The following is a 21,501-nucleotide window of genomic DNA, read 5'->3' as shown; positions in this document are numbered from 1 at the left end:
ATACGGGGGAAAGCTGTGGTCAAGCAAGTGGGCGGAGTTAACATTCAACCTAGGCACAGGGCTACATGCCACTGCGGCATGGTGGAGCTCGAACTCGATCTGCCTGAGGGGCTTGTTGACCCGAAACGGTGTAACTGCTCTATTTGCAGTCGCAAAGGCGCTGTTATGGCCTATGTACCATTGAACGGTCTTCGCATTCTCCGCGGCGCCGAGCATCTAAAGCTTTATCAGTTCAATTCAGGTGTCGCAAAGCACTACTTCTGTTCAAACTGCGGCATCTACACCCACCACCAAGCGCGCTCGAACCCCACTGTGTATGGGTTCAATGTCGGGTGCCTGGAAGGCGTTAACCCCTGTGATTTGGATGGTGTACCGGTTAGCGACGGTATCAATCATGAGGTTGATCTGTAGCAGCAGGGATAGGGGAGCTATAACGTGTCCAGCGTTGGATGGTTCAGCACCACCCAGCAAGTCAAAATAGGCGCATTGGTAGTAAGGTATTGAGATGGAGCATGAAGCGCTGGTCAAAAAATGGCTGATGAGTGATCAGGCACGTATGGAGGCGCTGACAATAGCGGCTGCGCGGAAGCTGCCGGGGTGGTGTCTCGCTGCTGGATTCGTTAGAAACTTGGTGTGGGACAAGCTGCATAATTTTTCGAAGAATACGGCCCTTAACGACATCGATTTAATTTACTTCGATCCTGACGACATAAGCGATTCCCGCGATCATGAGATCGAGCAAGGATTAAGGGAAGTCTCAACGTTTCCCTGGTCGGTAAAGAACCAGGCAAGAATGCACGAGAGAAATAATGACTGTCCGTATACGTCCACTGAAGATGCCATGAGTTTCTGGGTAGAAGTAGAAACTGCTGTAGGCGCTGCTTTGGATGATGATGGAGACGTTATTCTTGTAGCTCCCTTTGGTGTTAAGCCTCTGTTTGACTATACCATTACCTTAAATCCCAAACGACCAAAGCGAACAGATTTTGATGCCCGAATATGCGCTAAGCGATGGCTACAAACCTGGCCAAGGTTGGTGGTAAAGGTCTTATAGATGATTGTTGTATCGGCAGGGCTTAGCACTGCACCGAGATCAACTATTTTCTTTACCGTGAAAATTGGTTGAAAATTAATAGGAAATGAAGCTATGGAACTTGCTAGAGTAAATGATGAAAATATCAACGATCTTTATGACTTGAATGTCAAGCTTGCTGAGTCTGAAAATCAAAAGCACCTGTTTACTGCTGATAGAACAAGTTACGCCGACGCTTTTTTGGCCTCTACGCCTGCTTGTTTTGGATTATTGGCTTATCAAGACAACCAGCCCATTGGCTTCTATATATATAATTTTAAGTTTGCGAGTTACGTTGGATCCCGCGTTCTTTATATTGAGGATCTGTACTTGATCGATGGTTTTGATGGCGATGAAAATAAAAGTATTTTACTACAGCATGCTGTAAATGAGTCACAGTCTGAGAATTGTTGTAGAGCTGAGATGCGTGTTCTTAAAGAGTTCAATATTGGGTATGATCTTATAAGTAGTTTTGGTTTCAGTGAGATCAAGAAGTGGAATGTTTATCGTCTAGATCTTTAATAAACCAGCACCAGTGCGCGTTGTCATTAAAACCTTAACAGCATATACGTGGAGCCTGTAATGAAATCAACCGTGGAAGAGCGTATCCGTTCGCTGGGCTTGGAACTGCCCGTCGTTACCACGCCAAGGGGCAGCTTTCGTTCCTATGCCATTTCGGACAACATGCTCTATCTGTCAGGTAAGGGGGCTCCGTTGCGAGAAGAGGGAGTTGTTGTCCCAAAAGTTGGGCAGGAAGTCACTGTTGAGCAGGCTCGGATGTACGCTCAAGAGGTTGGCCTGTATCTCCTTGCGCTCATTAAAGAAGCGCTGGGTGACTTTGATCGGGTTCAGCGTGTCGTGAAGGTGTTTGGTATGGTCAATGCTGATCCTAACTTTACCTCTCACACTGAAGTCATCAACGGTTGTTCCGACCTGTTTGTTACCGTTCTTGGTGAGCGCGGTGAGCATGCACGCTCTGCCATTGGTGTTGGCTCATTGCCGAAGGGGTTTGCTGTGGAAATTGAAGCCATCGTTGAGTTTTCAGGCTCTTCGCCACACCATCGCGACGCTTAACCTCTTCCTTGAGCTGTCCCCACTTTTGGTAGCTTTTGCCAAACGCCGAGGGCTTAGGCTCAGTAAAGGCACACTCCTGCCGGAAATCAATCGGGTTCGGAGCTAGCGCTTGCCGAGAGCATCATCAACAAGGAGGAAAGGGTGCAAATTTGTGAAACGGAGAGGCTGGTTATAAGAACGTTGTCCTTAGACGATGTTCCCGAGTTGACCAATATCCTCAGCGACCCTGAGGTGATGAAATATTCGATTCGAGGCGTTTGCGATGAAACGGCGACTCGGCAGTTTATCGAGTGGTGTTTGGAGAGCTATGCAGCTCACAGCATCGGGCCGTGGGCCTTAGTAGAGAAGGATTCTGGAAATCTTGTTGGCTTTTGTGGTATCAGCCCCGAAGAGGTCAATGGTGTTGAGGAGATGGGGCTAGGCTATCGGCTAGCCAAACGGTACTGGGGGCAGGGGCTGGCGTCTGAGTCAGTGCAAGCGGTACTCCATAATGCACTTAATCAAAAGCAGCTATCGTCGGTGGTGGTTATTATTGAGCCTGAGAATGTTGCGTCGCTTAAGGTCGCAGAGAAAGCCGGTTTTTCTGCGTTCGATAATCTTGAATTTCATGGCCGTCCGGTGAGGCAGTATCGGTTAACTCAGCAGTAGAGGGGCGTACTTCATACTAATGAAATGAAAGCGATAGGTGCGCGATGAGTGGCATTATGGGCTAACCCGATTATGCCAGTAGCCCGGCTTTCTCGAGTGATGGGCGAAAGCAACAATGGTAATTGTTTGGTTATTGGAAACAGTCACAAGGGAAAACGGGAATTGTTGAAGGATGAAGCGCTTTGCGCCACGTTTGCGTGCTTCGCCTATTACAGGAACCAGTGGTGGATTTGGTGCGCTTAGCTTTGTGGTAGCTTGTTCAAAGGTATCAATAAGCTGTTCACCAAGCCCCGGTGATTCGAGTTCATACTAAGCTGCGGCTTCCATCAGTTCTTCTGAAGCCTCTGGACTAACCTTTACTATCAAAATCAGTTCCTTAACCGAGCTCTGGCACGCTCAAGGACTTCACTGACATCTAAAGATTTGATTTTGCCAGATTCAATCTCATTGATTCTGCGACATATCTCCGCGTCCCAAGCTTCCGATACACTGATTTCAGCCATACCATCCAGGCTTGCTACCAAATCATGAGCGAGTTTAGCTCGCTCTTTCTCCGATAGGGTCATTGCTTCGTTCGTGATGGTTTCAAGTTGCGCTGTATTCATCTATTTACCCAGCCTCATGGAAACGGCAATGTCAAAATCATGCAGTAAATTACACTTGATAACAAGGCCATCATGCCTGCCTATGGACTGTTGCGGAACCATATCATTAGCGCAGTTGGCAGATTCTGCGCCGAGGAAATCAATGCCAAAGGTCATACTGAAAGGATTTATCATCGTCCCCGAGCCGGATCTGAACGCTGTTAAAGCAGAGCTCATCAACCATAAGCGGTTAACCCTGTCTGAGCCCGGCTGCCTCGTTTTTGAGGTTGTTCAAGGCACTATTAACCCCTATCGATTTGATGTGTATGAAGAGTTCATTGACCGAGACTCTTTTGAGCGACATCAAGCTAGAGTGAAATCCTCCGCCTGGGGTAAGGTTTCAGCCAATATTGAAAGGCATTACAGTCAGCAATCCGCTGGGTAGCTAACCCAGCGGCTATAACCGACGTTTCTTACTTTCGTATGTGTGCTCTATTAGCCGCGCTTCTTACCAGTATCTCTCATACTCATCACGTAAATAATGAACATGATCAGTGAGCCCATTACAAAACACCATACGCCTACGGTTGCGTAGCTCGCAAAAGCGGGAAGAAACAAAAGACTGCCAAAGAAGAAAAATAAGCTTGATAAGAGACCGAGTAGGTTGGGTAGCTGTTGATGCTGCGCTATCTCACTGTTCATTTTATTTCCTTATCTGAACTATTACTTTCAAGAGCCTCACAGTGCTTAAATACTGATGTCCGGTGCAAACTGAAAGCCCACCGATACCCGATTCCAACTGTTGATTTGGACAATAATGGCGGTGAGGTCAATTAGCCCCTGCTCACCAAACGCAGCTAGGGCGTTTTGATAGTCGTTGTCACTCACCGCTTGCTGGCTGACCAGTGTTAGTGCTTCGGCCCAGGCGAGTGCGGCGCGCTCTTGTGTGCTGAAGCAGGGGGCTTCACGCCAAGCAGGCAATACGTCTAAGCGAACCTGGTGTTCGCCATCGTCTCTGGCCTCTTGCGAATGCATGTGCTGACAAAAGCAGCAGTGATTAATTTGCGAAACACGTAGGTTGACCAAGTGGATTATCGAGCGATCAACCGTTGAGTCTGGGGCAACGTCGCCTAGTGCCGTCAGGTGCTTAGCTAGGCGGGGGCAAAGGCGATATACAGACTGTTGAGAGATACGAGTAGACATGTGGGTGACCTCGGTGAGTAAGTTGAGAGCTCAGCTTAACGTCGAGGTTTTTTTACGCCTTGTAAATTTGCGACAGTTTGCGCTTGCGATAGGCGGCGGGCGTTTCATAGGCGAGTGATTGGAAGGCATGGGTGAAGTGAGCTTGGTCATAGTAGCCGCATTGCAGGGCTATTTCCGTTAGGGGCAGCGTGGTTGCAAGCAGTCCATGGCGGGCTCGGTTCAGCCGGGCATAGGCCACTAATTGGCCTGGGGTAACGCCCACCTCGCGTTTTAATTTGCGCTCCAGGGTACGTCGAGTAAACCCTAGCGTGGCGCCTAACTGTTGGGGCGGAAGCTGAAGTGCTCCAATGGCTTGAACAATCTTAGTGATACGGCTATTGGCGGGTGGCTGGCTTTCTAGTCGATGTAACAACCATGTTTCCAGCAGGCGTAAACCCTGTTGCGAGTCCGACTGGTAGAGGCGCTCTACCACAGGTATTAATCCTTGCAATCCTAATGGTTCAAGCTCGTTATCCAAGCGGTAGTGTGTATCTGTGAATGCTTCGGGTAGCAAACCCAGCAAGCAGTGGGTGCCGGCTGCCTTAAAACGAATGCCCAGACAGGGTGCGGTGGTGTCGAGTGTCTCTATCAACGTGGTTTTGTTGAAACAGAGCGTGATAATGGGGTGGGGGCTGGTGAGCTTGATGCTGAGGCTAGCACCGGCATCAGGGTAGAACTTTTCGGTTCTTGATTCAGTGAGATGCCCTGGGCGCCCCATTGACCAAAGGCACTGAACCCACGGGGCTAAGCGTTTATCAGGCAGGCGATGCCGAAAATTTAGATCGTTAGCGTTGCTTGGCAAGATGAACTCGGTCATGGCGTTAACCAATGGTATGTTTTTTTAATGATGGCTCACATTAACTCAATCACGTAGCATCTGGGAGCTGGCCCGGCGCCATACACTAGGCGGCGCTTTTTCCTGGCGAGCCCAGTTGCGCCTTAGCTGCCGCTCATCCCCGAATCCGGATGCTTCGGCGATACGCGCTAGCGTCCATGTCGTTTCGGTCATTAACGCTTTGGCTCACTGCAGGCGCAACCCCATAATGTAGTCGCCCACCAGCATGCCGGTGAGGCTTTTGAATTGGCGCCGGAAATGACGCTCGCTCATGGCTGCCTGAGCCGCCAATGTCTCGATACGCCAGGTTTGCGAAGGGGCGGCACATATTGCATCTTGAACGCGATGCAGCCGTTCATCCACATGATTGCGGCCCTCAAGCCATGCACCCAATTGAGGCTCCTGACCACTGCGACGAAGATACAGCACCATCTCTCGCGCTACCGCCAAGGCCAGTGAATGGCCACAAGCACGGGTAAGCCAGTACAGCATGGTATCAATGCCGGTCGAAATCCCCGCGCTGGTTAAATAGCGCCCGTCCTCGGTAAAGATACAATCACTTTGTACCTTTGCTTGTGGGGCTTTGGCTTGTAACTGCTCGATTAGCGCGTGGTGGGTGGTACAGCGTCTTCCCTTTAACAGGCCCGCGTCTGCCAGTAATAGCGTGCCTGAGCAAACGGTCATCAGCGTATCTGCATAGTGGGCATTCGCTTTGAGCCAAGCAACACACTCTTGCTGCGCTAATGGCTCAAGGCTATTGCGGTACTGCCCAGGAATAAGCAGTAAATCTTGAGTAGGAAGCTGTTCAGGCAAGGGATCGATGCCGCTAAGGGTCAGCGGCCCTAGCCACTGCATGGCCGCTTTGGGGCCGAGATAGCGCACCTGAATGTCTATCGAAAGCCGGTCAGCACACTGTAAGACCTGAAGTGGGCCAACCAAATCAAGTGGCACTTGGCCGGGCATCATCAGTACCGCCACCCGCAAGGTGGTGGCTCTTGTGGATGGCGGTTGGCTATTGTGTTGCTCTTCACTCACGGGGGGGTTGCCATTCGTTGATCATGTCTTGTGTGCTGATAATACGCGCAAAGCGGTCTTCAAGTACCAGTTCGGTGCGCGCCTTAATATCATCTGCTGACCAGGTGATGCCGTGGCGTGTCATGGGGAACGTTAGGGTAGCATCGCTGATAAAGTCGACGCTAAACCCTAAATCCGACGCCACCCGTGCGGTGGTTTCGCAGCATTGCTCGGTACGAATACCGCTAATCGCCAGCCGTTCAATGCCTCGCTCCCGTAACCAGCTTTCTAGTGAGGTATCGCTGAACGCGTTATGCGCACGTTTCTGAAAGGTTACCGCCACTTCATCGTTAAAGTCATCAAGCGGACGAATAAGGCCACCGTCAGGGTCGAAAGCCCCTTGGCTGCCAGGTGCCTCATGCAGAATGCGCACAACCGGTATATCGTTGGTCTGGGCTGCGTTCAGCACCGCACGCTGCTTGGGACGCCACGCCTGAGCCAGTGATTCTACCCAGTAATCGCGGGCAGGGAACGAGGCTTGAACATCAATTAATAGTAATGCGGTTTTAGGCTGGGTCATGGCTAATCTCATCGTGTTGAAGTGAGGTTACAGATTAGCTGTTACGCATTCTGCCAACGATGCGTTAAGCGGTCACAAAGGGGGCAATTTCGGCCATGTGTGGCCGAAGGGTAATATCTGACAATGGCGATTATGAATCATCTAGGCGCTAGGCTCTCACCTCTGAAGGGATATGCTTTCGAGAGGGCGAGAATTGTCTGCTAAGTTAAACTTGCTACCTTCAACACCATGGTTGTTGACCCAGAAAAGCCGATTAACCATTTCAAGTAGGGAAAATGCTCTTCGTTTACGGCGATAAATCCCTTGGACTCGTACAGCCTCCTTGCTCTCGGGTTGCTATCGATAACGTCTAAGCGGATCGTCTCGAAACCATTATCCACGGCATGTGCAATAATGCTATCCAAGAGTCTGGAACCTATGCCTCGCCCTCGGAATCGGCTATCGACAGCAATCCCATCCATCACCAATTCTTGAGATTTTGGCTTGCGCTCGAATAAGCTGAACACCAGACATGCCCAGAGCCCTTTCAATGTTCCAAGCTTGCCTATCAGCTGTTTCATCCCGATTCCGCTCGTTAGCGAACCATTGGGCTGCTGAAACCCTGCTAGCCCAATGACCTCATCTTCAAAGATGGCAGTAAAGGAAAATTCAGGGACAAAACAGTCGGAGAGTAATTGAATGCGCTTAGCCTTGTCAGGTATTGCGCTCGCGAATTTAGCGCCGAAAGCTTCTTCATATAGCTTAGCGACAGGCCCAGCCTTCTCAAGGTTAAAGCCTTTCTGAATCAGAACGTTCATATACTGGCTCCTAGATTCAAAGAGAAATGACCATTGGTCACAGACGCAGTGAATTAATTTTTATTTGCAGGGATGAGGCAACTTCAGTAGTGGATGAGGAATTGCCGCGGGTCTTTGGTTCAATATCATAAAGGGGGGATGCATCGTTAGTACCTTCACTGATAATGGCATGATGGGTACCTGTACCGTAAATATGTGTGCTAATTTGAATTGGTCTGGTCGACCGCATGCAATCATTGAAAATGTGATTGTTTCCAAGGATCACCGCAAGCAACGTATCGGTAAGGCCAATCTTAGGTGTGCTATAGACTTTGCCCAGCAAGCTGGCTGTTATAAAGCGGCGCTTATGACGAGGTCTAAAGACCCCGCGACACAGGTTCTACGAGTCTTCAGGATTCAGCCCAAGCAAGCAGAGGTATCAGGTAGGGTTCAATGCATAACGCCCCATCCGATGCGCACGCACGGTTTTGCCATTAATACGGGTAAGCGTAAGTTTTGGGATAGGAGAGAGACATGATACCAATCGAAACATGGATGGCTTTCACTGCCGCATGCGTTTTAATAATTCTAGTGCCGGGGCCTGATAATATACTCGCCGTTAGTCGTGGACTTAGCCAGGGGCGTCTAGCGGCTTGTGTCTCCAGCGTAGGAGCTGGAATGGGGCTGATGGTGCATGTGGTTGTCGCTTTTCTTGGTTTGGCGGCTCTTATCCAGACCTCTGCCGTTGCCTTTAGCGCCGTTAAATTGATTGGGGCCGGGTATTTGATTTGGTTAGGTATTAAAGCATTACGTTCCAGAGACTTGATTGCATTTTCATCGCATCGTCGTTTGTCTTACCGCGTGGTTTTAACCACTGGGTTTCTAACCAACGTGCTTAATCCGAAGCCCGCGCTATTTATCTTGGCATTTATTCCTCAATTTGTATCGCCGGCGCAGGGATCGATTGCGTTGCAAACGCTATTGCTAGGTGCTTGGTTTGCTTTTATGGCATTCGCTATATTCGCCGTGCTGGGTCTCTTTTCATCTATGTTTGCGCGCTGGTTGGAGAGTCGTCCGCGCGTAATTCAAGGCCTGAATATGGGCGCTGGAGCAATGTTCATTGCAGCGGGGTTATCAGTGATATTTCTTGAGAAAGTGGAGAACCGCTAGTCGAAGACGACTAAACCTTCACACAGACAAAAATAGCGTTTCCAGAGGCGTTATCCCAGGGGATGATTTTTTCATAGTTGTGCTCAAACACATGAACCTCAAAGTGAGGCGCTAAGAGTGCGCTTAACTCCGCAAAGCTGACGGCTACCATGGGGTGTTCGTCGTTCCATAGCTGTGTTCCTTCAGCGTTGGCTTTTTCAATGCTGAGCCTAAGCGACTGCTTTTCACCTTGGCCACTGTAGTGCCATCCCGAGCGGAACGTGAATAAATCGCTTTCTTGTTGGGCGCTGTGTTTAACAGATAAAGCGTTATCGATTTTGTCTTTATCGACTGCGTTAAAACAGAAAATACCACCAGACTTGAGGGCACAATGAGTACTGGATATACACGCTTTTAGCTTTTCAATCCCATCGTTGTAGTGGATTGAGTATAAAAAGCAGGTGATTAAGTCTTGAGGCTCGTTGGCCTTGAAGTCACTCATATCTTGCAACGTGAAGTGTGCTTCTGAACAACGCGTGGCGGCAATATCCAGCATGGGTTGATTAATATCAAGCCCGCTGCTGGCGTATCCAAAATCAATAAAATGGCGCACGTGTGGGCCGGTGCCACAGGCTAAATCTAGGTGTGTCGTTCCGCCGTTACCGAAAATCTGATGCAGCCTGCGAATGGCGTGGCTTTGCGCTTGATAGTCGATATCCACGCACATCAAATCGTAGTAGCCAGAAAGGTCGGTATAGAGGGCATTGACGGACATAGTGACCTAATAGTGGCAACTGAAATAGGGTGGGTGGCGCATAGTAAACGAGCGAGTAGGGTTTGAGAAGCAGGCACAGCTTGGAGTTTAACGATTACGCAAATACATCTTGCAGCCCTAAAGAAACTCTGACGATGACCGATATATACCTAAGACCATCGAGATTTCTCTGGTCGTTGCTAAATGCCGAGAGTGCCCGTTATGCCGAAAATGCTGATCTTTATCATCACCTTGCTTCTCATTCTGTCTAACCAAGCGCAGGCAAACTCGAGTGCGGCAGAGGCGGCGGCGTTGGCGTGGCTAGAAGCCATCGATAGCGGTCAGTATGAGCAGGCATGGGAATCGTCATCTTCACTACTAAAAAAGCCGCTTTCACCGCACATGTTAGAACGGACGATTGGTGCAGCGCGTCGTGACTTTGGTGCGGTTCAGTCGCGTCGGCGAGTAAGCGTTGTCCGCGAAACCTCTATGCCTGGGGCTCCAAGAGATGACTACGCGGTTTTGACGTTCCAAACACGTTTTGAAAACAGATCATCGCAGATTACGGAAACCATCACTCCTCACTTGGAAGAGGGCACGTGGAAAGTTAGTGGTTATTACTTGAACTAACCGACTCCTCAAAAATACTGCAACCACCTCTGGTTTGCAGCATTGCCTTGGTTCAGGCTCCTTTTCCCCTCGAATCCTGCCATCACGTTGTTCATGACGAAGCTCAATTTGGCTGCTACGTTGAGTAGATAGCCTTGTGTATGTTGCTATGGATAGGCTGCAGATTCAGACGGGAATGTTCAAGGCGTTGAATGCGAGGAGTGGGTATGCAAACCCTTTCTCTCAAACCGCACTGGCTCTGGTTGATGGTTGCCAGTTTGCTAATGGCTACTATGTCGTTTACATGGCAGGCCATGGCACAAAGCGCTTCACCAAGCGTTCTGGTGCTTAATATTGAAGGCGCCATCGGCCCGGCTACCAAGGACTACTTTGAGCGTGGGCTGGATAAAGCCCGCGAGCAGGGCAGTGAGGTGGTGATCGTCGAGCTCGATACCCCCGGCGGGTTGGTCGACACCACCCGCGACATGATTCGCGAGATGCTCAACGCTGACATTCCCGTGGTGATGTACGTTTTCCCCAGTGGTGCGCGAGCGGCAAGCGCGGGCACCTATCTACTTTACGGTAGCCACGTGGCTGCCATGGCCCCCTCGACGCATCTCGGCTCGGCCACGCCGGTACAGATGGGCGGTGGGCTGCTCGGCAGCGATGAAGACGAAGAAGATAATTCGGCTGAGGAGTCGGATGGCGAGGGCAGCGCCATGGAACGCAAGGTGATGGAAGATGCGGTGAGCTTTATCCGCAGCCTAGCGGAACGCCATGATCGCAATGCCGATTGGGCTGAAGAGGCCGTGCGCAATGCGGTCAATTTCACTGCCAGCGAGGCGCTGGAGCAGAACGTCATCAATGTGGTGGCGCGCGATCTTGACGATCTCCTTGAGCAGATTGACGGCATGAGCGTGGTCATGGAAAGTGGCGATGCTACGCTTGAGACCGCAGGCCTCACCATTGAACGCTTCGACCCTGATTGGCGCACCCAGGTGCTATCGCTGATCACTAATCCCAACATAGCCTTCTTCTTGATGGTCATCGGCTTTTACGGGCTGGTTTTCGAGCTGGCCAATCCCGGCAGCCTGTTCCCCGGCACCATTGGCTTGATTTGCTTGCTGCTCGCCCTGTTTGCGTTTCAGGTGCTGCCGATTAACTACGCCGGGCTTGCGCTGATGGTGGTCGGGCTGGCGTTGATGGTGGGTGAGGCATTTATGCCTAGCTTCGGCGTGCTGGGGGTTGGCGGCATCATTGCCTTTGTACTTGGTTCGGTAATGCTGATGGACGCGGAGCATCTTGCCATTTCGCTACCACTAATCGGTGGTGTGGCATTGGTGTCCGGGGGGCTAATGCTATGGACGTTAACACGCTTTGCAACGCTGCGCCGTCGTCCGGCACACACTGGCGCGGAGCAGTTAATCGGCGCAGATGCGGTTGCACTGGATGATTTTGAGACCAGCGGCCATGTAAGGCTGCATGGCGAGCGCTGGAACGCAGTGAGCGATGTGCCAGTCAAACGAGGTGAAAAGCTTGTGGTGGTGCGCCTTGATGGCTTAACGGTATATGTGACGCCCCGCTAGTGCCCACTTTCTGACATAACCGACCCACAGCTAAACGAGGTGTCCAATGATTATTTCGTATTTAGTTCCTGTCGTGCTGGTGGTGATGTTGATCGCCGCCTCTATTCGCATACTGCCAGAATATAAACGCGGCGTAGTGTTCTTTCTGGGGCGTTATCAGATAGTGAAAGGGCCTGGGCTAGTCATTGTGATCCCCGCCATTCAGAAGATGGAGGTGGTGGATCTGCGCGTCATTACCATGGATGTGCCGGAACAGGACGTAATCTCTCAGGATAACGTCACCGTTAAAGTTAATGCGGTGCTTTATTTCCGCGTCGTCGATCCAGAAAAGGCGATCATTCAAGTCGAGAATTTTACCCAGGCGACCAGTCAACTAGCACAGACCACTTTGCGCTCCGTGCTGGGTAAGCATGATCTGGATGAGATGCTTTCCGAGCGCGATAAGCTCAACGACGATATCCAGGAAATCATCGATACCCAAACCGAAGCGTGGGGTATCAAGGTCGCCAATGTTGAAATTAAGCATGTAGATTTGGATGAGAGCATGATTCGCGCCATTGCGCGCCAGGCAGAGGCGGAGCGTGAGCGTCGCGCTAAGGTGATTCACGCCGAAGGGGAACTGCAAGCATCCAAGAAACTGGTCGAGGCGGCCAATGTCATGCAGGAAAACTCTGCTGCGCTGCAACTGCGCTACCTGCAAACCATGAGCGACATGAGCAACAAGAATGCCTCGACAATCGTTTTCCCGCTGCCCATGGACATCATGGAAGCGTTCAAGGATATGAAAGCCAAGCATACGGCAGCGACGCCTGGTAAGGCGCAGGATGACGCCTAGGCTCACAGCTCTTCCCACTGCCTGTGGTACGGTTTGGCAGCAACTGGCAGTGGGCTCCCTGAATACATTTTTTGTTTCATGGGATATGCTTCGAAGCCCCTGATCCAAGAATCCCGGTGATGCCACTACCCCCGAACCGCCTTACTACGCCGTTATTTTCACTTCACTACGCACCGAGGTCGATAACGGCTATGACGCAATGGCCGCAAGAATGGTTGAGCTTGCAGCACAGCAGCCGGGGTTTTTAGGGGTGGAGTCTGCCCGTAATGAGGTGGGTGTAACAGTTTCTTACTGGGCCGATTTGGCATCTATTAAAGCGTGGAAAGCCCATGCTGAGCATCAAGAAGCTCAGCGGCTAGGCCATCAGCAGTGGTACCAGCACTTCAAAACCCGTATCGCCAAAGTCGAGCGAGATTACGGTATTTAGCTGGTTGCCACCGATTCACGGCTTACACCACCAGCAACAGGGGTGTCAATACCAGTTCAATAGGAATGGACAGAAGAATAGTCTCCAGAAAGGAGAGGGTGGCGAGTAGACACAGCATATTCTTCGAGCGGTTAATGCGCTCAAACCACTACTTAGTGCATTTGGATGTTATGGCCATGCAGGTCTTACACTTCGGGATTAATGCGGCGATAGACAGCCGCTAATAGGCTGTAAAGGCCAAACGCAAAAAGTCCCAGCGCGACAAAACCAAGCAACCACTGACCGAAGGGCTGGCTTCGCAGGGTGCTAAACACCTCGCTCATACCGCCTGCTTGATTGGGATTGATTTGATAAGCGGCGATGATAAAAAAGCTACCCACGATCACAAACACAGCACCACGAATCACTAAGCCGAAACGGCAAATAGGGTAGGCCCATTGTTGCGTTTGTGGTGGCATAGCGAAGTGTTTGTCGAATTTTGCCTGGTAGCCTTTAAGCGCGTGGGCAATGCCTACGCCAATCATGATGAGGCCAACCCCACCTACCAGCCAGCGCCCGAAAGGCTGCTGCATCAGCCAGCCCGCGATACCTTGCGAACCGCCACCAGAATCACCTGAAGAGCCCGCAAATTGAAAGATGAGCGTGGCGGCAAAAAAAGACAACAACGTGTGGGTAATGGCGCTCGCCAATAAGCCCGCACGAATTGCCAGCCCCTTGGCGCCGTTGCCGTGATGGTCAGTGTCTTTAACCGCCTGGATGATTCGCCACATAGCGTAGCCCACCAAGCCGATGGCCATAATGGCTAACAAGACTTTACCGAAGGGAGCGGTGAGCAAACGTTCTAAGGCGCCACGACTGCCTTCTGTTTGGCCGCCTTGTCCAAATGCTGCCAGCGCTGCTAGGCTACCCACTAATACATACACAATGCCGCGGGAGGCATAACCCATACGGGCATAAAGGGTAATTGCATCCCAGTGGTTGCGGTTTTTCATACTGTTGGCCATGGCGTCCTCCTGACTAATATGGCGTTGCGCATTCCTATGCAATCTAGCGTATAGAGCAGTATAGCGGCCCATACTGTGCTTGTGCTGTGCTATTGTTCAGCGTAGGTAATGAATCGCTATTTTTAACTATTGCGAGCAGAGCATGAGTACCATTTCGTCACCTATCTTCTGGCGCGATGCGCGTATGCCCTATGTGGAGCTGCGCAAGATTAGCGACGCGCGACAAGTTTGCTATGCGCCGCACAGCCATACGCATTGGTCGCTGGGGGCCATTACCGCAGGTAAAAGCACTTTTTGCTATCGCGATGCGACGCATCAGATTAGTGCGGGTGACATCGTTATGATGAACCCCTACTGGGTGCATGCCTGCAACCCCATCGAGAACCAGCCCTGGGCGTACATGATGCTCTACGTCGATACCGAGTGGCTGAGTGAATTGCGTTACCAATTGGGCCTGTTGAATACGCCGTATTGGCAAGATATCGCCACCGCCGTCATTACCCAGCCAGCGCTTTATGCCGGGTACTGCGATATGGCTGCTTGTTTGCTGGATGAACATCGCGACATTGGCGATAAGCAAACGGCGCTAGTCGAATACTTGTCCATCATGATGCAAGTGCTTGCTCAGGAATCCCCCGCGGTATTGCCCCAAGCGCCCAGTGCGCTAGAACAGGTCGCGGCCTATTTGCGTGCCAATTGTAGCGCTGATATATCGCTAGAACGCCTATGTGAGCAGTCCGGCTATAGTGCTGGGCACCTGATTCGCGCCTTTAAACAGCACTTCGGACTAACACCCCATGCTTACCTGATTAATCAGCGCATTCAGCTGGGGCAGCAAGCGTTAAAACAAGGGCAACCTATCGTTGAGGCGGCTTTGAACGCTGGCTTTAATGACCAGCCCCACTTTCAAAGGACGTTCAAGCGGCTGGTAGCAGCGACACCCAACCAGTACCGCTACCCGCTACTCAACCAGTAAGACAATAGCACTAGCCGCCAGGCAGATAGCGAGTGCGCGGTTAATCGTCAGTAAGATGATAGGACGATGAACATAGCGTTTCAGAAAAGCGCCTGCATATACCCAACTGGCTAGCGATAGCCAGCAAATAGGCAGATAAAGGCCGGCGAACAGCCATAGCAGATGGGGCTCATTAGCAGTGGTGTAGGCGCCAATGCCAGCGGCAGACGCCAGCCACGCCTTGGGGTTGAGCCACTGCATCATGGCACCTGTCATAAACCCAGGCGCTTTGACGCCGCCTCTCTCCTGCAAGCGCCCATCGTGCTGTAAAAGTTGATAGCTGAGATAGAGTAAAAACAGAATGCCTGCCCAGCGTAAAAACTCTTCCAGCAGCGGCAGCACATTCAGCAGGGAGTAAAGCCCCGCGCCGATGGCTAAAAATAGCGCGATAAACCCCAGCGTGGCGCCGGTTACAAAAACAAGCCCTTTAGCAATAGGGTAGTGCGTACCGCTACTCAAACAAACGATGTTGACCGGCCCCGGCGAAATAGACGCTGCGAGGGCAAAGGCGGACATGGGTAGCAGCAAAGATAGCAGGGGTGAAGCGCTCATTGTCATTCTCCTCAGATAATGCAAGGAGAATGCAGTAGCGCTTGTGGGCGGTATTGAACAAAATTGAGGTCGTTGCTTAAAGCGTTGCCCTGCTAATGCCCAAAAACCGACCAGCCGGTGCGCTGCACAAACATTTCGAGCGCCTGGGTGCCCAGAAAACTGTTGCCGTAGGCATCCAGCCCCGGCGACCAAACGGCGATGGAGCCATGGCCGGGTGCAATCGCCAGAATGCCACCGCCCACGCCACTTTTGCCAGGCAGGCCGACGCGAAATGCGAACTCTCCCGAGGCGTCGTAGTGCCCGCACATCATCATTAGTGAATTGATACGCCGTGCGCGCTGGGGGGCTACCACGCGAATGCCACTGGGTTTGTTGATACCATCCGAGGCCAAAAATAGCCCGGCATGGGCCAACTGCTCACAGCTCATGGCGATAGCGCACTGGTGAAAATAGGTGCCTAGCACCTTATCGACATCATGGCGTAGGCGGCCAAAGGCTTTCATAAAGTGCGCCAGTGAGGCGTTGCGGTCGCGGTGGGCCATTTCTGAAGCGGCCACCGCGTGGTCGAAGTAAATGCTGTCGTCATCGGCGATATAGCGCACAAAGCTAAGAATCTCGCCAAGTGTCTCTTTGGGCTCGTGGCCCATCATGATCGCATCGACTACCGCAATGGCCCCGGCATTGATAAACGGGTTACGCGGTTTGCCGCTTTCATGCTCTAGTTGCACGATGGAGTTGAAGGGATCCCCTGAGGGCTCGCGGCCTACTTTTGACCACAGAGAATCACCCACTTGCCCAAGTGCAATGGTCAGCGTAAATACTTTAGAGATACTTTGAATCGAGAAGGGCGTGGTAGCACAACCTGCCGAGTACACTTTGCCATCCACCGTGGCGAGCGAAATGGCAAACTGCTGTGGGTCAACATGGCCAAGCTCGGGAATATAGTCTGCGACCTTACCGCGTTCTTCGGCGTTTGCCATGGCTGCTGCAATGTCATTGATCAAGTCTTGCATGGGCGTATCGTGTACCGTCAATTGAGGCGGGGCATTACCCTAGCGAAAATTAGTGGAAATGTCTGTTAAACATAGCGTCTCTTTTAAACATAAACTGTCTGAACACCCGCCAGTGCGCAAGATTCGGGTCGGCAACTCGCCCTTGAAGGCTTAGTCTGAAAGGTACTAAGCAGTTCTGATGGCTAGAGAGATAACACAATGAATGACTATGAGCGTATCGAAAAAGCCATGGCCTATATGGTGGCTCATGCGGCGGAACAGCCCAATCTGGAAACGGTGGCTGCTCATGTTCATTTGAGTGCCTTCCACTTCCAGCGACTGTTTTGTCGTTATGCGGGGATTAGTCCCAAACGCTTTTTGCAGGCACTCACCTTAGAGCGCGGTAAGCAGTTGATGCATTCGTCCACTTCTTTGCTGGATATCGCCCATACCCTTGGGCTGAGCGGTGGCTCGCGGCTTTACGACCACTTTGTTCAGTTAGAGGCGGTCACGCCCGGCGAGTATAAGCGCCAGGGTGAAGGAGTGGAGATCGCTTATGGCGTTCACGAAACACCTTTAGGTCGCCTATTCGTCGCGGTAACGCCCCGGGGTATCTGCCGAATGGGGTTTGTCGATACGACTAATTCAGAGGAGTTACTGGCAAGGTTGGCCAAGGAGTGGCCGCGCAGCACCTTTCAACATAACACTGAGTCCACTCGCTATGCGGTGGAAAGGCTGTTTACTGAGCCTGAAGAGGGGGCTACCGCTGTCTCGCTACACGTCACTGGCACCAACTTCCAAATAGCGGTTTGGCGAGCGCTGTTAACGATCCCCGAGGGGCAATTTGCCAGCTATTCCCATATTGCTCAGGCGCTGGGATCACCTAAATCGTCCCGAGCAGTGGGCAATGCAGTGGGCGCTAATCCCATCGCGCTATGGATCCCCTGCCACCGGGTGATTCAACAAAGCGGCGCGCTTGGCGGCTACCGCTGGGGATTAGAGAAAAAGCAGATGGTACAAGCCTGGGAGCTGGCGCTGGCTAACACAGACAGCGCAGCGCTCGCCCCCAGTTTAACGACTTAATCAATCAGCCCGTTCGCATCAAAAAACGGGAAAGGGCCTGGGTAGTGCTCGATAAACCCTTGGTGAGTCACCATGCCGTTAGTTGCCGACCACTGGTGTAGCAGGTAACCAGGGGGCTCTAGCTGAAAGTGGGCGGGCCCGTCTGGGGTGAGATCCAAACTCACCTGGTGGGAAACCCCAGGGCAGCTAATCGCCAAAGTGTTAGCAAAGCGGGCCTGGATTGAACGGTGCAGGTGCCCGCAAAGCACGCGCTCGACCTGGGCATGTTTGCCAATGACGTCGGCTAGCGCATCTGGTCGCTTAAGCGGCTGGCGATCCATATGGTCGATGCCACTAACAAAAGGGTGATGATGCACCATGACCAAGGTTGGTTTCTCGGGTTGCTCTGCCAGGGTGGTGTCTAACCACTGCAGACTTTCATCGCTTAACTCGCCATGGGGTTTGCCGGGCACCGATGAGTCGAGCCCTACAATGCGTACCGGATAGTCATCCACGACCCAGTGTAAATAGTCGCGGTGCTGAAACAGATAACGGTGCTCGGGAAAGGCGGCGCGTAGATGCTCGCGGTCATCATGATTGCCAGGGATCAAGTACACGGGCAGCGTTAATTCAGCCAGGATCTGCTTAAAGGTGGCGTACTCGTCAGGGTGGCCAAAATCAACCAAGTCACCGCTAATTAGCACCAGGTCGGGCCGCGGCGCTAGCTGATTGAGCGTGCTAATTGCTTGGCGCAGCGCATTGGCGGTATCTACCTGGCGGTAAGAGAGTTTCCCGCCCGCCTTGATATGCGGATCGCTAATCTGGGCGATAAGGCATTGCTGGGCATGAGGGTCTTTCTGAATGTTTAAACCTTGATCAGCCATTGGCCATCTCCTTGGCATTAACAGGGGCAGTGGGCTTATCTGGATGAAAAAGCACGCTGGAGGGAAGTGCCAAACCGATCGCGGTGCCGTTTGGCCAGCGCTGGCGGGAGGGTGCCTCAATCTGGAGCGGTGAAGCGCCGCCGGTGTCCACCATCAGGCGTTGGGACTGGCCCAGGAAAATGTTCTGCACCACCTTGCCTGTTACATCGGCTTGGTCAACGGAAACCACCTGAATGTCTTCTGGACGGCAGTAGACAGTGGATACTCCCTGCAAATGGGCAGCGATGAGTTCACCGCCATGGACGACCAATCCTCCATCGGCGCGTGTGCTGATCACCTCCAGGCAGTTAACCGCACCAATAAAATCGGCCACAAAGGCGTTGGCCGGCTGATGATAAATCTCTTGGGGGGTGCCCAACTGCGCGATGCGTCCGGCTTGCATGACCGCGATGCGGTCACCCAAGGCCGTCGCCTCATCTTGATCGTGGGTGACGTAGACCGCCGTGGTGCCTAGCTCCCGTAGAAGCTGGCCAATCTCGATGCGTAAGCGGTCGCGCAGTTTGGCGTCTAGAGCTGCTAACGGCTCATCAAACAGCAGCACCTTGGGGCGAACGGCAATTGCGCGGGCAAGAGCCACACGCTGTTTTTGGCCACCGGAGAGGGCGTCGATGCGCCGGTCACCAAAGCCTTGTAAGTCGACCATATGCATGACTTCGTCAAGCCGATGGGCGATCTCGGCACGTGGCAAACGCTGTATTTTTAAGCCGTAGGCAATATTGTCGGCAACGCTCATATTGGGAAATAGCGCGTAGTTTTGAAACACCATTCCCACGTCGCGCTGCTCAATCGGCAGAGCGGTGACATCACGCTCGCCAAACAGTACTTGCCCGCCTTTGTCGGGGCTTTCCAGGCCGCTAATAATGCGCAGGGTGGTGGTTTTACCGCAGCCGGAAGGGCCCAACAGTACGAGGGTTTCGCCCGCATTAACCTGCAAATCAAGCGGCTGGAGCGCTGTGTTGCCGCCTGCGAAGGTGCGGCTGCATTGGTGTAGCGTAATGCTGACAGATGAACTCATAACGGATTCTCAAATAAAGCAATCGAATGTTTTGAAAGCGCAAGGCGCTTAGCGACGCTGCTCGGTGAGTCGTCCCGCCCACTGAATCGCCACCAGCAAGGGCACCACCATCACCAGAAATATCAGCGTGTAGGCTGAGCCAATTTCCAGTCGCATCGAGGCGTAGCTGTCGGCTAAACCGACCGGTAGCGTTTTGGTCAAGGGGGTATGCAGCATCCAGGTAATGTTGAATTCACCGATCGATAGGGTGACCACCATCAGCGCTCCTGCCAAAATGCCGCTCATACAGTTGGGGATGACCACCCCGAAAAAGCGTTGCCTAAAGCTGGCACCTAAGCTGGCGGCGGCTTCTTCCAGTTGGGGAAGCTTGGCGGTTTGCATCACAGAGAGCACCGCGCGCACCATAAAGGGCAGGGTAAACAGCACATGGCCAACCAGAATAAATAGCCAACTGCCGCGGAATTCACGGTAGCTGCCATAGGCGAGCAGTAGGGCAAGCGCGGTGGCCAGCCCAGGTACGGCAACCGGCAGCAGCAGGAGTTCTTCAATCGCGTTGGCCCAGCGGCGACGGCTGCGCAGCAGGCCATAGGCGGCGGGTACGCCAATCAAGATAGTGATCAGTAAGCAGGCCAGCGCCAGTTTAATGGAGAGCCAGATGGTATCGGCGTAGAGCTGCCACACCTCATTTACCCAGCGCAGGGTCAGACCACTCTCAAGACCCACAAAGTAGTTCTCGGTGAGCCCCGCCATGACCGACATCGCGACGGGCACGATCATAAATAAGCACACCAGCAGGGTGAAGCCCAATTGCAGCGTAAAGCGTAGACGCGATTTCATACGGAGGCTCCCAAGTTGCCGCCTGCCAGCCTGCGGGCAAGGCTCAATGCCATCCAGGTGATCACGCCCAATACCACTGAAAGCGCCGCCGCCATGGCGAAGTTAGCGTAGTTGGTGAATTCGCCGTAGATATTGAGTGGCAGAATGCTTAAGCGTGTGCCCAGGGTAAACGCCGTACCAAAGGCGCCCATACTGGTAGCAAAGCAGATGGCTCCAGTTGAGAGCAGCGCGGGTGCAATGCCGGGCACGATAACGTCTTTGGTGACCTGCCAGGTGTTAGCACCTAACGAGCGAGCTGCCTCTTCAAGACTTCTATCCAGGTTGTCGCAGGCAGCCATCACCGTGGTAATAACACGAGGAATGGAGAAGTAGAGGTAACCAATAAATAGCCCGGCCAGTGAGTAAGCGAACATCCAACGCTCGCCAAACAGCCACAGGCTGGTCTGCGCCAAGGCGCCTTGGCGTCCCCCCAGCATGATGACCAAAAAGCCCACCACCACGCCTGGAAAAGCCAGCGGAAAGGTGAGGATCGCCACTAGTATGGACTTGCCAAAAAAACGCTGACGGGCGAGAAAAAATCCGGCAACGCCCGCAATGGCAACCGCTACCAGCGACACTACCAGCGAGAGACCAACGGTGGTCGCCAGGCTGATTAAGTACTGACGATGGGTAAGTATGGTCAGGTAAGCGCTAATACCGCTGCTTGGATCAGCCTCGGCGCCCATCATGATCAGACGCGAAAAAGGCAGTAGCCAAAAGGCGCAGAAAATCACCAGGGCAGGCAGTAAGGCGAACAACGCGATAAAGCGTTTACGCCGGGCTGGGCCTACCATCGTCGATGGTCGACTTAGGTAAGAAGCAGCCCCGGAGGGCTGCTTGGATGCCGCTGTCATGA

General features: G+C 52.5%; 30 protein-coding genes. 14 read left to right on the top strand and 16 right to left on the bottom strand.

The window, feature by feature from the left end:
- The first annotated feature begins 78 nt into the window (after positions 1–78).
- From RO22_RS14160 to RO22_RS14140, 5 genes are all read left to right on the top strand, one after another.
- A complete protein-coding gene (locus tag RO22_RS14160) occupies positions 79–411 on the top strand; it encodes a GFA family protein (RefSeq protein ID WP_200890253.1) in 333 nt (110 codons plus the stop codon).
- Between the two features lie 94 nt (positions 412–505).
- Positions 506–1,054: a nucleotidyltransferase family protein gene (locus tag RO22_RS14155; protein WP_027957583.1), complete on the top strand. Its 549-nt coding sequence runs from the start codon at positions 506–508 to the stop codon at positions 1,052–1,054.
- A gap of 93 nt (positions 1,055–1,147) precedes the next feature.
- A complete protein-coding gene (locus tag RO22_RS14150; protein ID WP_027957582.1) occupies positions 1,148–1,594 on the top strand; it encodes a hypothetical protein in 447 nt (148 codons plus the stop codon).
- A 60-nt stretch (positions 1,595–1,654) separates the two neighbouring features.
- Entirely contained in the window at positions 1,655–2,146 is a 492-nt protein-coding gene (locus tag RO22_RS14145; RefSeq protein ID WP_041158568.1) for a RidA family protein, read from the top strand.
- A gap of 141 nt (positions 2,147–2,287) precedes the next feature.
- On the top strand, positions 2,288–2,794 hold the full coding sequence (locus RO22_RS14140; RefSeq protein ID WP_041158567.1) for a GNAT family N-acetyltransferase: 507 nt from the start codon (positions 2,288–2,290) through the stop codon (positions 2,792–2,794).
- Between the two features lie 368 nt (positions 2,795–3,162).
- On the opposite strand, the gene RO22_RS14135 is transcribed toward RO22_RS14140, so the two are convergent.
- Entirely contained in the window at positions 3,163–3,399 is a 237-nt protein-coding gene (locus RO22_RS14135; protein WP_027957578.1) for an addiction module protein, read from the bottom strand.
- A gap of 142 nt (positions 3,400–3,541) precedes the next feature.
- Between RO22_RS14135 and RO22_RS14130 the strand changes: the two genes are divergently transcribed.
- Positions 3,542–3,823, top strand: a complete 282-nt coding sequence (locus RO22_RS14130; RefSeq protein ID WP_027957577.1) for a putative quinol monooxygenase — start codon at positions 3,542–3,544, stop codon at positions 3,821–3,823.
- 50 nt (positions 3,824–3,873) lie between these two features.
- On the opposite strand, the gene RO22_RS14125 is transcribed toward RO22_RS14130, so the two are convergent.
- The 7 genes from RO22_RS14125 to RO22_RS14100 form a co-directional block, all read right to left on the bottom strand.
- Positions 3,874–4,080: a YrhK family protein gene (locus RO22_RS14125; RefSeq protein ID WP_022523108.1), complete on the bottom strand. Its 207-nt coding sequence runs from the start codon at positions 4,078–4,080 to the stop codon at positions 3,874–3,876.
- A gap of 45 nt (positions 4,081–4,125) precedes the next feature.
- Complete coding sequence (locus RO22_RS14120) at positions 4,126–4,581, bottom strand: carboxymuconolactone decarboxylase family protein (RefSeq protein WP_009287032.1); 456 nt, start codon at positions 4,579–4,581, stop codon at positions 4,126–4,128.
- Between the two features lie 52 nt (positions 4,582–4,633).
- On the bottom strand, positions 4,634–5,437 hold the full coding sequence (locus RO22_RS14115; RefSeq protein WP_022523109.1) for a helix-turn-helix transcriptional regulator: 804 nt from the start codon (positions 5,435–5,437) through the stop codon (positions 4,634–4,636).
- Positions 5,438–5,482: 45 nt separating this feature from the next.
- A complete protein-coding gene (locus RO22_RS25045) occupies positions 5,483–5,629 on the bottom strand; it encodes a helix-turn-helix domain-containing protein (RefSeq protein ID WP_235270512.1) in 147 nt (48 codons plus the stop codon).
- Between the two features lie 12 nt (positions 5,630–5,641).
- Positions 5,642–6,490: a GlxA family transcriptional regulator gene (locus RO22_RS14110; protein ID WP_235270511.1), complete on the bottom strand. Its 849-nt coding sequence runs from the start codon at positions 6,488–6,490 to the stop codon at positions 5,642–5,644.
- On the bottom strand, positions 6,483–7,049 hold the full coding sequence (locus RO22_RS14105; protein ID WP_041158566.1) for an isochorismatase family protein: 567 nt from the start codon (positions 7,047–7,049) through the stop codon (positions 6,483–6,485). The genes RO22_RS14110 and RO22_RS14105 overlap by 8 nt, the downstream gene beginning before the upstream one ends.
- A gap of 200 nt (positions 7,050–7,249) precedes the next feature.
- Positions 7,250–7,846 carry a GNAT family N-acetyltransferase gene (locus RO22_RS14100; RefSeq protein ID WP_022523113.1) on the bottom strand — a complete coding sequence of 199 codons (597 nt, stop codon included), beginning with the start codon at positions 7,844–7,846 and terminating at the stop codon, positions 7,250–7,252.
- 100 nt (positions 7,847–7,946) lie between these two features.
- Between RO22_RS14100 and RO22_RS25340 the strand changes: the two genes are divergently transcribed.
- Together RO22_RS25340 and RO22_RS14090 are read left to right on the top strand one after the other, a co-directional pair.
- Positions 7,947–8,363: a GNAT family N-acetyltransferase gene (locus tag RO22_RS25340; RefSeq protein WP_081742542.1), complete on the top strand. Its 417-nt coding sequence runs from the start codon at positions 7,947–7,949 to the stop codon at positions 8,361–8,363.
- Positions 8,360–8,995, top strand: a complete 636-nt coding sequence (locus tag RO22_RS14090; protein ID WP_009287029.1) for a LysE family translocator — start codon at positions 8,360–8,362, stop codon at positions 8,993–8,995. The genes RO22_RS25340 and RO22_RS14090 overlap by 4 nt, the downstream gene beginning before the upstream one ends.
- Before the next feature lie 10 nt (positions 8,996–9,005).
- On the opposite strand, the gene RO22_RS14085 is transcribed toward RO22_RS14090, so the two are convergent.
- Entirely contained in the window at positions 9,006–9,749 is a 744-nt protein-coding gene (locus tag RO22_RS14085) for a class I SAM-dependent DNA methyltransferase (protein ID WP_041158565.1), read from the bottom strand.
- A gap of 201 nt (positions 9,750–9,950) precedes the next feature.
- Between RO22_RS14085 and RO22_RS14080 the strand changes: the two genes are divergently transcribed.
- The 4 genes from RO22_RS14080 (at position 9,951) to RO22_RS14065 (ending at position 13,185) form a co-directional block, all read left to right on the top strand.
- A complete protein-coding gene (locus RO22_RS14080; RefSeq protein ID WP_022523117.1) occupies positions 9,951–10,358 on the top strand; it encodes a DUF4019 domain-containing protein in 408 nt (135 codons plus the stop codon).
- A gap of 206 nt (positions 10,359–10,564) precedes the next feature.
- On the top strand, positions 10,565–11,923 hold the full coding sequence (locus tag RO22_RS14075) for an NfeD family protein (protein WP_041158564.1): 1,359 nt from the start codon (positions 10,565–10,567) through the stop codon (positions 11,921–11,923).
- A gap of 46 nt (positions 11,924–11,969) precedes the next feature.
- The gene (locus RO22_RS14070; protein ID WP_009287026.1) at positions 11,970–12,758 is read left to right on the top strand and encodes a slipin family protein; all 789 of its coding nucleotides are present in this window, start codon (positions 11,970–11,972) and stop codon (positions 12,756–12,758) included.
- A gap of 154 nt (positions 12,759–12,912) precedes the next feature.
- On the top strand, positions 12,913–13,185 hold the full coding sequence (locus RO22_RS14065) for an antibiotic biosynthesis monooxygenase family protein (RefSeq protein WP_052475634.1): 273 nt from the start codon (positions 12,913–12,915) through the stop codon (positions 13,183–13,185).
- A 185-nt stretch (positions 13,186–13,370) separates the two neighbouring features.
- Here RO22_RS14065 and RO22_RS14060 read toward each other — a convergent pair whose 3' ends face one another.
- Positions 13,371–14,189 carry a DUF1206 domain-containing protein gene (locus RO22_RS14060; RefSeq protein WP_041158563.1) on the bottom strand — a complete coding sequence of 273 codons (819 nt, stop codon included), beginning with the start codon at positions 14,187–14,189 and terminating at the stop codon, positions 13,371–13,373.
- A 142-nt stretch (positions 14,190–14,331) separates the two neighbouring features.
- Here RO22_RS14060 and RO22_RS14055 point away from each other — a divergent pair, with 142 nt between their 5' ends.
- Positions 14,332–15,165, top strand: coding sequence for an AraC family transcriptional regulator (locus tag RO22_RS14055; RefSeq protein WP_041158562.1), 834 nt, complete (start codon positions 14,332–14,334; stop codon positions 15,163–15,165).
- On the opposite strand, the gene RO22_RS14050 is transcribed toward RO22_RS14055, so the two are convergent.
- Both RO22_RS14050 and RO22_RS14045 read right to left on the bottom strand, forming a co-directional pair.
- Positions 15,151–15,756 (bottom strand): LysE family translocator, encoded by a 606-nt coding sequence (locus RO22_RS14050; protein ID WP_041158561.1) that lies wholly within the window; start codon positions 15,754–15,756, stop codon positions 15,151–15,153. The genes RO22_RS14055 and RO22_RS14050 overlap by 15 nt on opposite strands.
- Positions 15,757–15,848: 92 nt before the next feature.
- A complete protein-coding gene (locus RO22_RS14045; protein ID WP_039859115.1) occupies positions 15,849–16,769 on the bottom strand; it encodes a glutaminase in 921 nt (306 codons plus the stop codon).
- Between the two features lie 198 nt (positions 16,770–16,967).
- On the opposite strand from RO22_RS14045, the gene RO22_RS14040 reads away from it, so the two are divergent.
- A complete protein-coding gene (locus RO22_RS14040; protein ID WP_041158560.1) occupies positions 16,968–17,831 on the top strand; it encodes a bifunctional transcriptional activator/DNA repair enzyme AdaA in 864 nt (287 codons plus the stop codon).
- Here RO22_RS14040 and RO22_RS14035 read toward each other — a convergent pair.
- The 4 genes from RO22_RS14035 to RO22_RS14020 are packed head-to-tail and all read right to left on the bottom strand — an operon-like array spanning position 17,828 to position 21,499.
- Positions 17,828–18,694 carry a phosphodiesterase gene (locus tag RO22_RS14035; protein WP_052475633.1) on the bottom strand — a complete coding sequence of 289 codons (867 nt, stop codon included), beginning with the start codon at positions 18,692–18,694 and terminating at the stop codon, positions 17,828–17,830. The genes RO22_RS14040 and RO22_RS14035 overlap by 4 nt on opposite strands.
- The gene (locus RO22_RS14030; protein ID WP_041158559.1) at positions 18,687–19,769 is read right to left on the bottom strand and encodes an ABC transporter ATP-binding protein; all 1,083 of its coding nucleotides are present in this window, start codon (positions 19,767–19,769) and stop codon (positions 18,687–18,689) included. Before RO22_RS14030 ends, RO22_RS14035 begins: the two co-directional genes overlap by 8 nt.
- Before the next feature lie 48 nt (positions 19,770–19,817).
- A complete protein-coding gene (locus RO22_RS14025) occupies positions 19,818–20,606 on the bottom strand; it encodes an ABC transporter permease (RefSeq protein ID WP_041158558.1) in 789 nt (262 codons plus the stop codon).
- Entirely contained in the window at positions 20,603–21,499 is an 897-nt protein-coding gene (locus RO22_RS14020; RefSeq protein WP_009287021.1) for an ABC transporter permease, read from the bottom strand. The genes RO22_RS14025 and RO22_RS14020 overlap by 4 nt, the downstream gene beginning before the upstream one ends.
- Positions 21,500–21,501 lie beyond the last annotated feature (2 nt).

Source organism: Halomonas sp. KHS3 (assembly GCF_000830495.1).
GTDB classification, from domain to species: Bacteria; Pseudomonadota; Gammaproteobacteria; order Pseudomonadales; family Halomonadaceae; genus Vreelandella; species Vreelandella titanicae.
This window is presented reverse-complemented; position numbering and strand designations above follow the sequence as displayed.

Coding starts and splice junctions, on each gene's coding strand:
- RO22_RS14105 (WP_041158566.1), bottom strand. CDS start 7,049: ATGACCCAGCCTAAAACCGCATTACTATTAATTGATGTTCAAGCCTCG.
- RO22_RS14060 (WP_041158563.1), bottom strand. CDS start 14,189: ATGGCCAACAGTATGAAAAACCGCAACCACTGGGATGCAATTACCCTT.
- RO22_RS25045 (WP_235270512.1), bottom strand. CDS start 5,629: ATGACCGAAACGACATGGACGCTAGCGCGTATCGCCGAAGCATCCGGA.
- RO22_RS14070 (WP_009287026.1), top strand. CDS start 11,970: ATGATTATTTCGTATTTAGTTCCTGTCGTGCTGGTGGTGATGTTGATC.
- RO22_RS14090 (WP_009287029.1), top strand. CDS start 8,360: ATGATACCAATCGAAACATGGATGGCTTTCACTGCCGCATGCGTTTTA.
- RO22_RS14160 (WP_200890253.1), top strand. CDS start 79: ATGGTGGAGCTCGAACTCGATCTGCCTGAGGGGCTTGTTGACCCGAAA.
- RO22_RS14125 (WP_022523108.1), bottom strand. CDS start 4,080: ATGAACAGTGAGATAGCGCAGCATCAACAGCTACCCAACCTACTCGGT.
- RO22_RS14155 (WP_027957583.1), top strand. CDS start 506: ATGGAGCATGAAGCGCTGGTCAAAAAATGGCTGATGAGTGATCAGGCA.
- RO22_RS14080 (WP_022523117.1), top strand. CDS start 9,951: ATGCCGAAAATGCTGATCTTTATCATCACCTTGCTTCTCATTCTGTCT.
- RO22_RS14075 (WP_041158564.1), top strand. CDS start 10,565: ATGCAAACCCTTTCTCTCAAACCGCACTGGCTCTGGTTGATGGTTGCC.
- RO22_RS14045 (WP_039859115.1), bottom strand. CDS start 16,769: ATGCAAGACTTGATCAATGACATTGCAGCAGCCATGGCAAACGCCGAA.
- RO22_RS14050 (WP_041158561.1), bottom strand. CDS start 15,756: ATGAGCGCTTCACCCCTGCTATCTTTGCTGCTACCCATGTCCGCCTTT.
- RO22_RS14040 (WP_041158560.1), top strand. CDS start 16,968: ATGAATGACTATGAGCGTATCGAAAAAGCCATGGCCTATATGGTGGCT.
- RO22_RS14035 (WP_052475633.1), bottom strand. CDS start 18,694: ATGGCTGATCAAGGTTTAAACATTCAGAAAGACCCTCATGCCCAGCAA.
- RO22_RS14150 (WP_027957582.1), top strand. CDS start 1,148: ATGGAACTTGCTAGAGTAAATGATGAAAATATCAACGATCTTTATGAC.
- RO22_RS14085 (WP_041158565.1), bottom strand. CDS start 9,749: ATGTCCGTCAATGCCCTCTATACCGACCTTTCTGGCTACTACGATTTG.
- RO22_RS14020 (WP_009287021.1), bottom strand. CDS start 21,499: ATGACAGCGGCATCCAAGCAGCCCTCCGGGGCTGCTTCTTACCTAAGT.
- RO22_RS14130 (WP_027957577.1), top strand. CDS start 3,542: ATGCCAAAGGTCATACTGAAAGGATTTATCATCGTCCCCGAGCCGGAT.
- RO22_RS14145 (WP_041158568.1), top strand. CDS start 1,655: ATGAAATCAACCGTGGAAGAGCGTATCCGTTCGCTGGGCTTGGAACTG.
- RO22_RS14100 (WP_022523113.1), bottom strand. CDS start 7,846: ATGAACGTTCTGATTCAGAAAGGCTTTAACCTTGAGAAGGCTGGGCCT.
- RO22_RS14135 (WP_027957578.1), bottom strand. CDS start 3,399: ATGAATACAGCGCAACTTGAAACCATCACGAACGAAGCAATGACCCTA.
- RO22_RS14030 (WP_041158559.1), bottom strand. CDS start 19,769: ATGAGTTCATCTGTCAGCATTACGCTACACCAATGCAGCCGCACCTTC.
- RO22_RS14115 (WP_022523109.1), bottom strand. CDS start 5,437: ATGACCGAGTTCATCTTGCCAAGCAACGCTAACGATCTAAATTTTCGG.
- RO22_RS14055 (WP_041158562.1), top strand. CDS start 14,332: ATGAGTACCATTTCGTCACCTATCTTCTGGCGCGATGCGCGTATGCCC.
- RO22_RS14120 (WP_009287032.1), bottom strand. CDS start 4,581: ATGTCTACTCGTATCTCTCAACAGTCTGTATATCGCCTTTGCCCCCGC.
- RO22_RS14025 (WP_041158558.1), bottom strand. CDS start 20,606: ATGAAATCGCGTCTACGCTTTACGCTGCAATTGGGCTTCACCCTGCTG.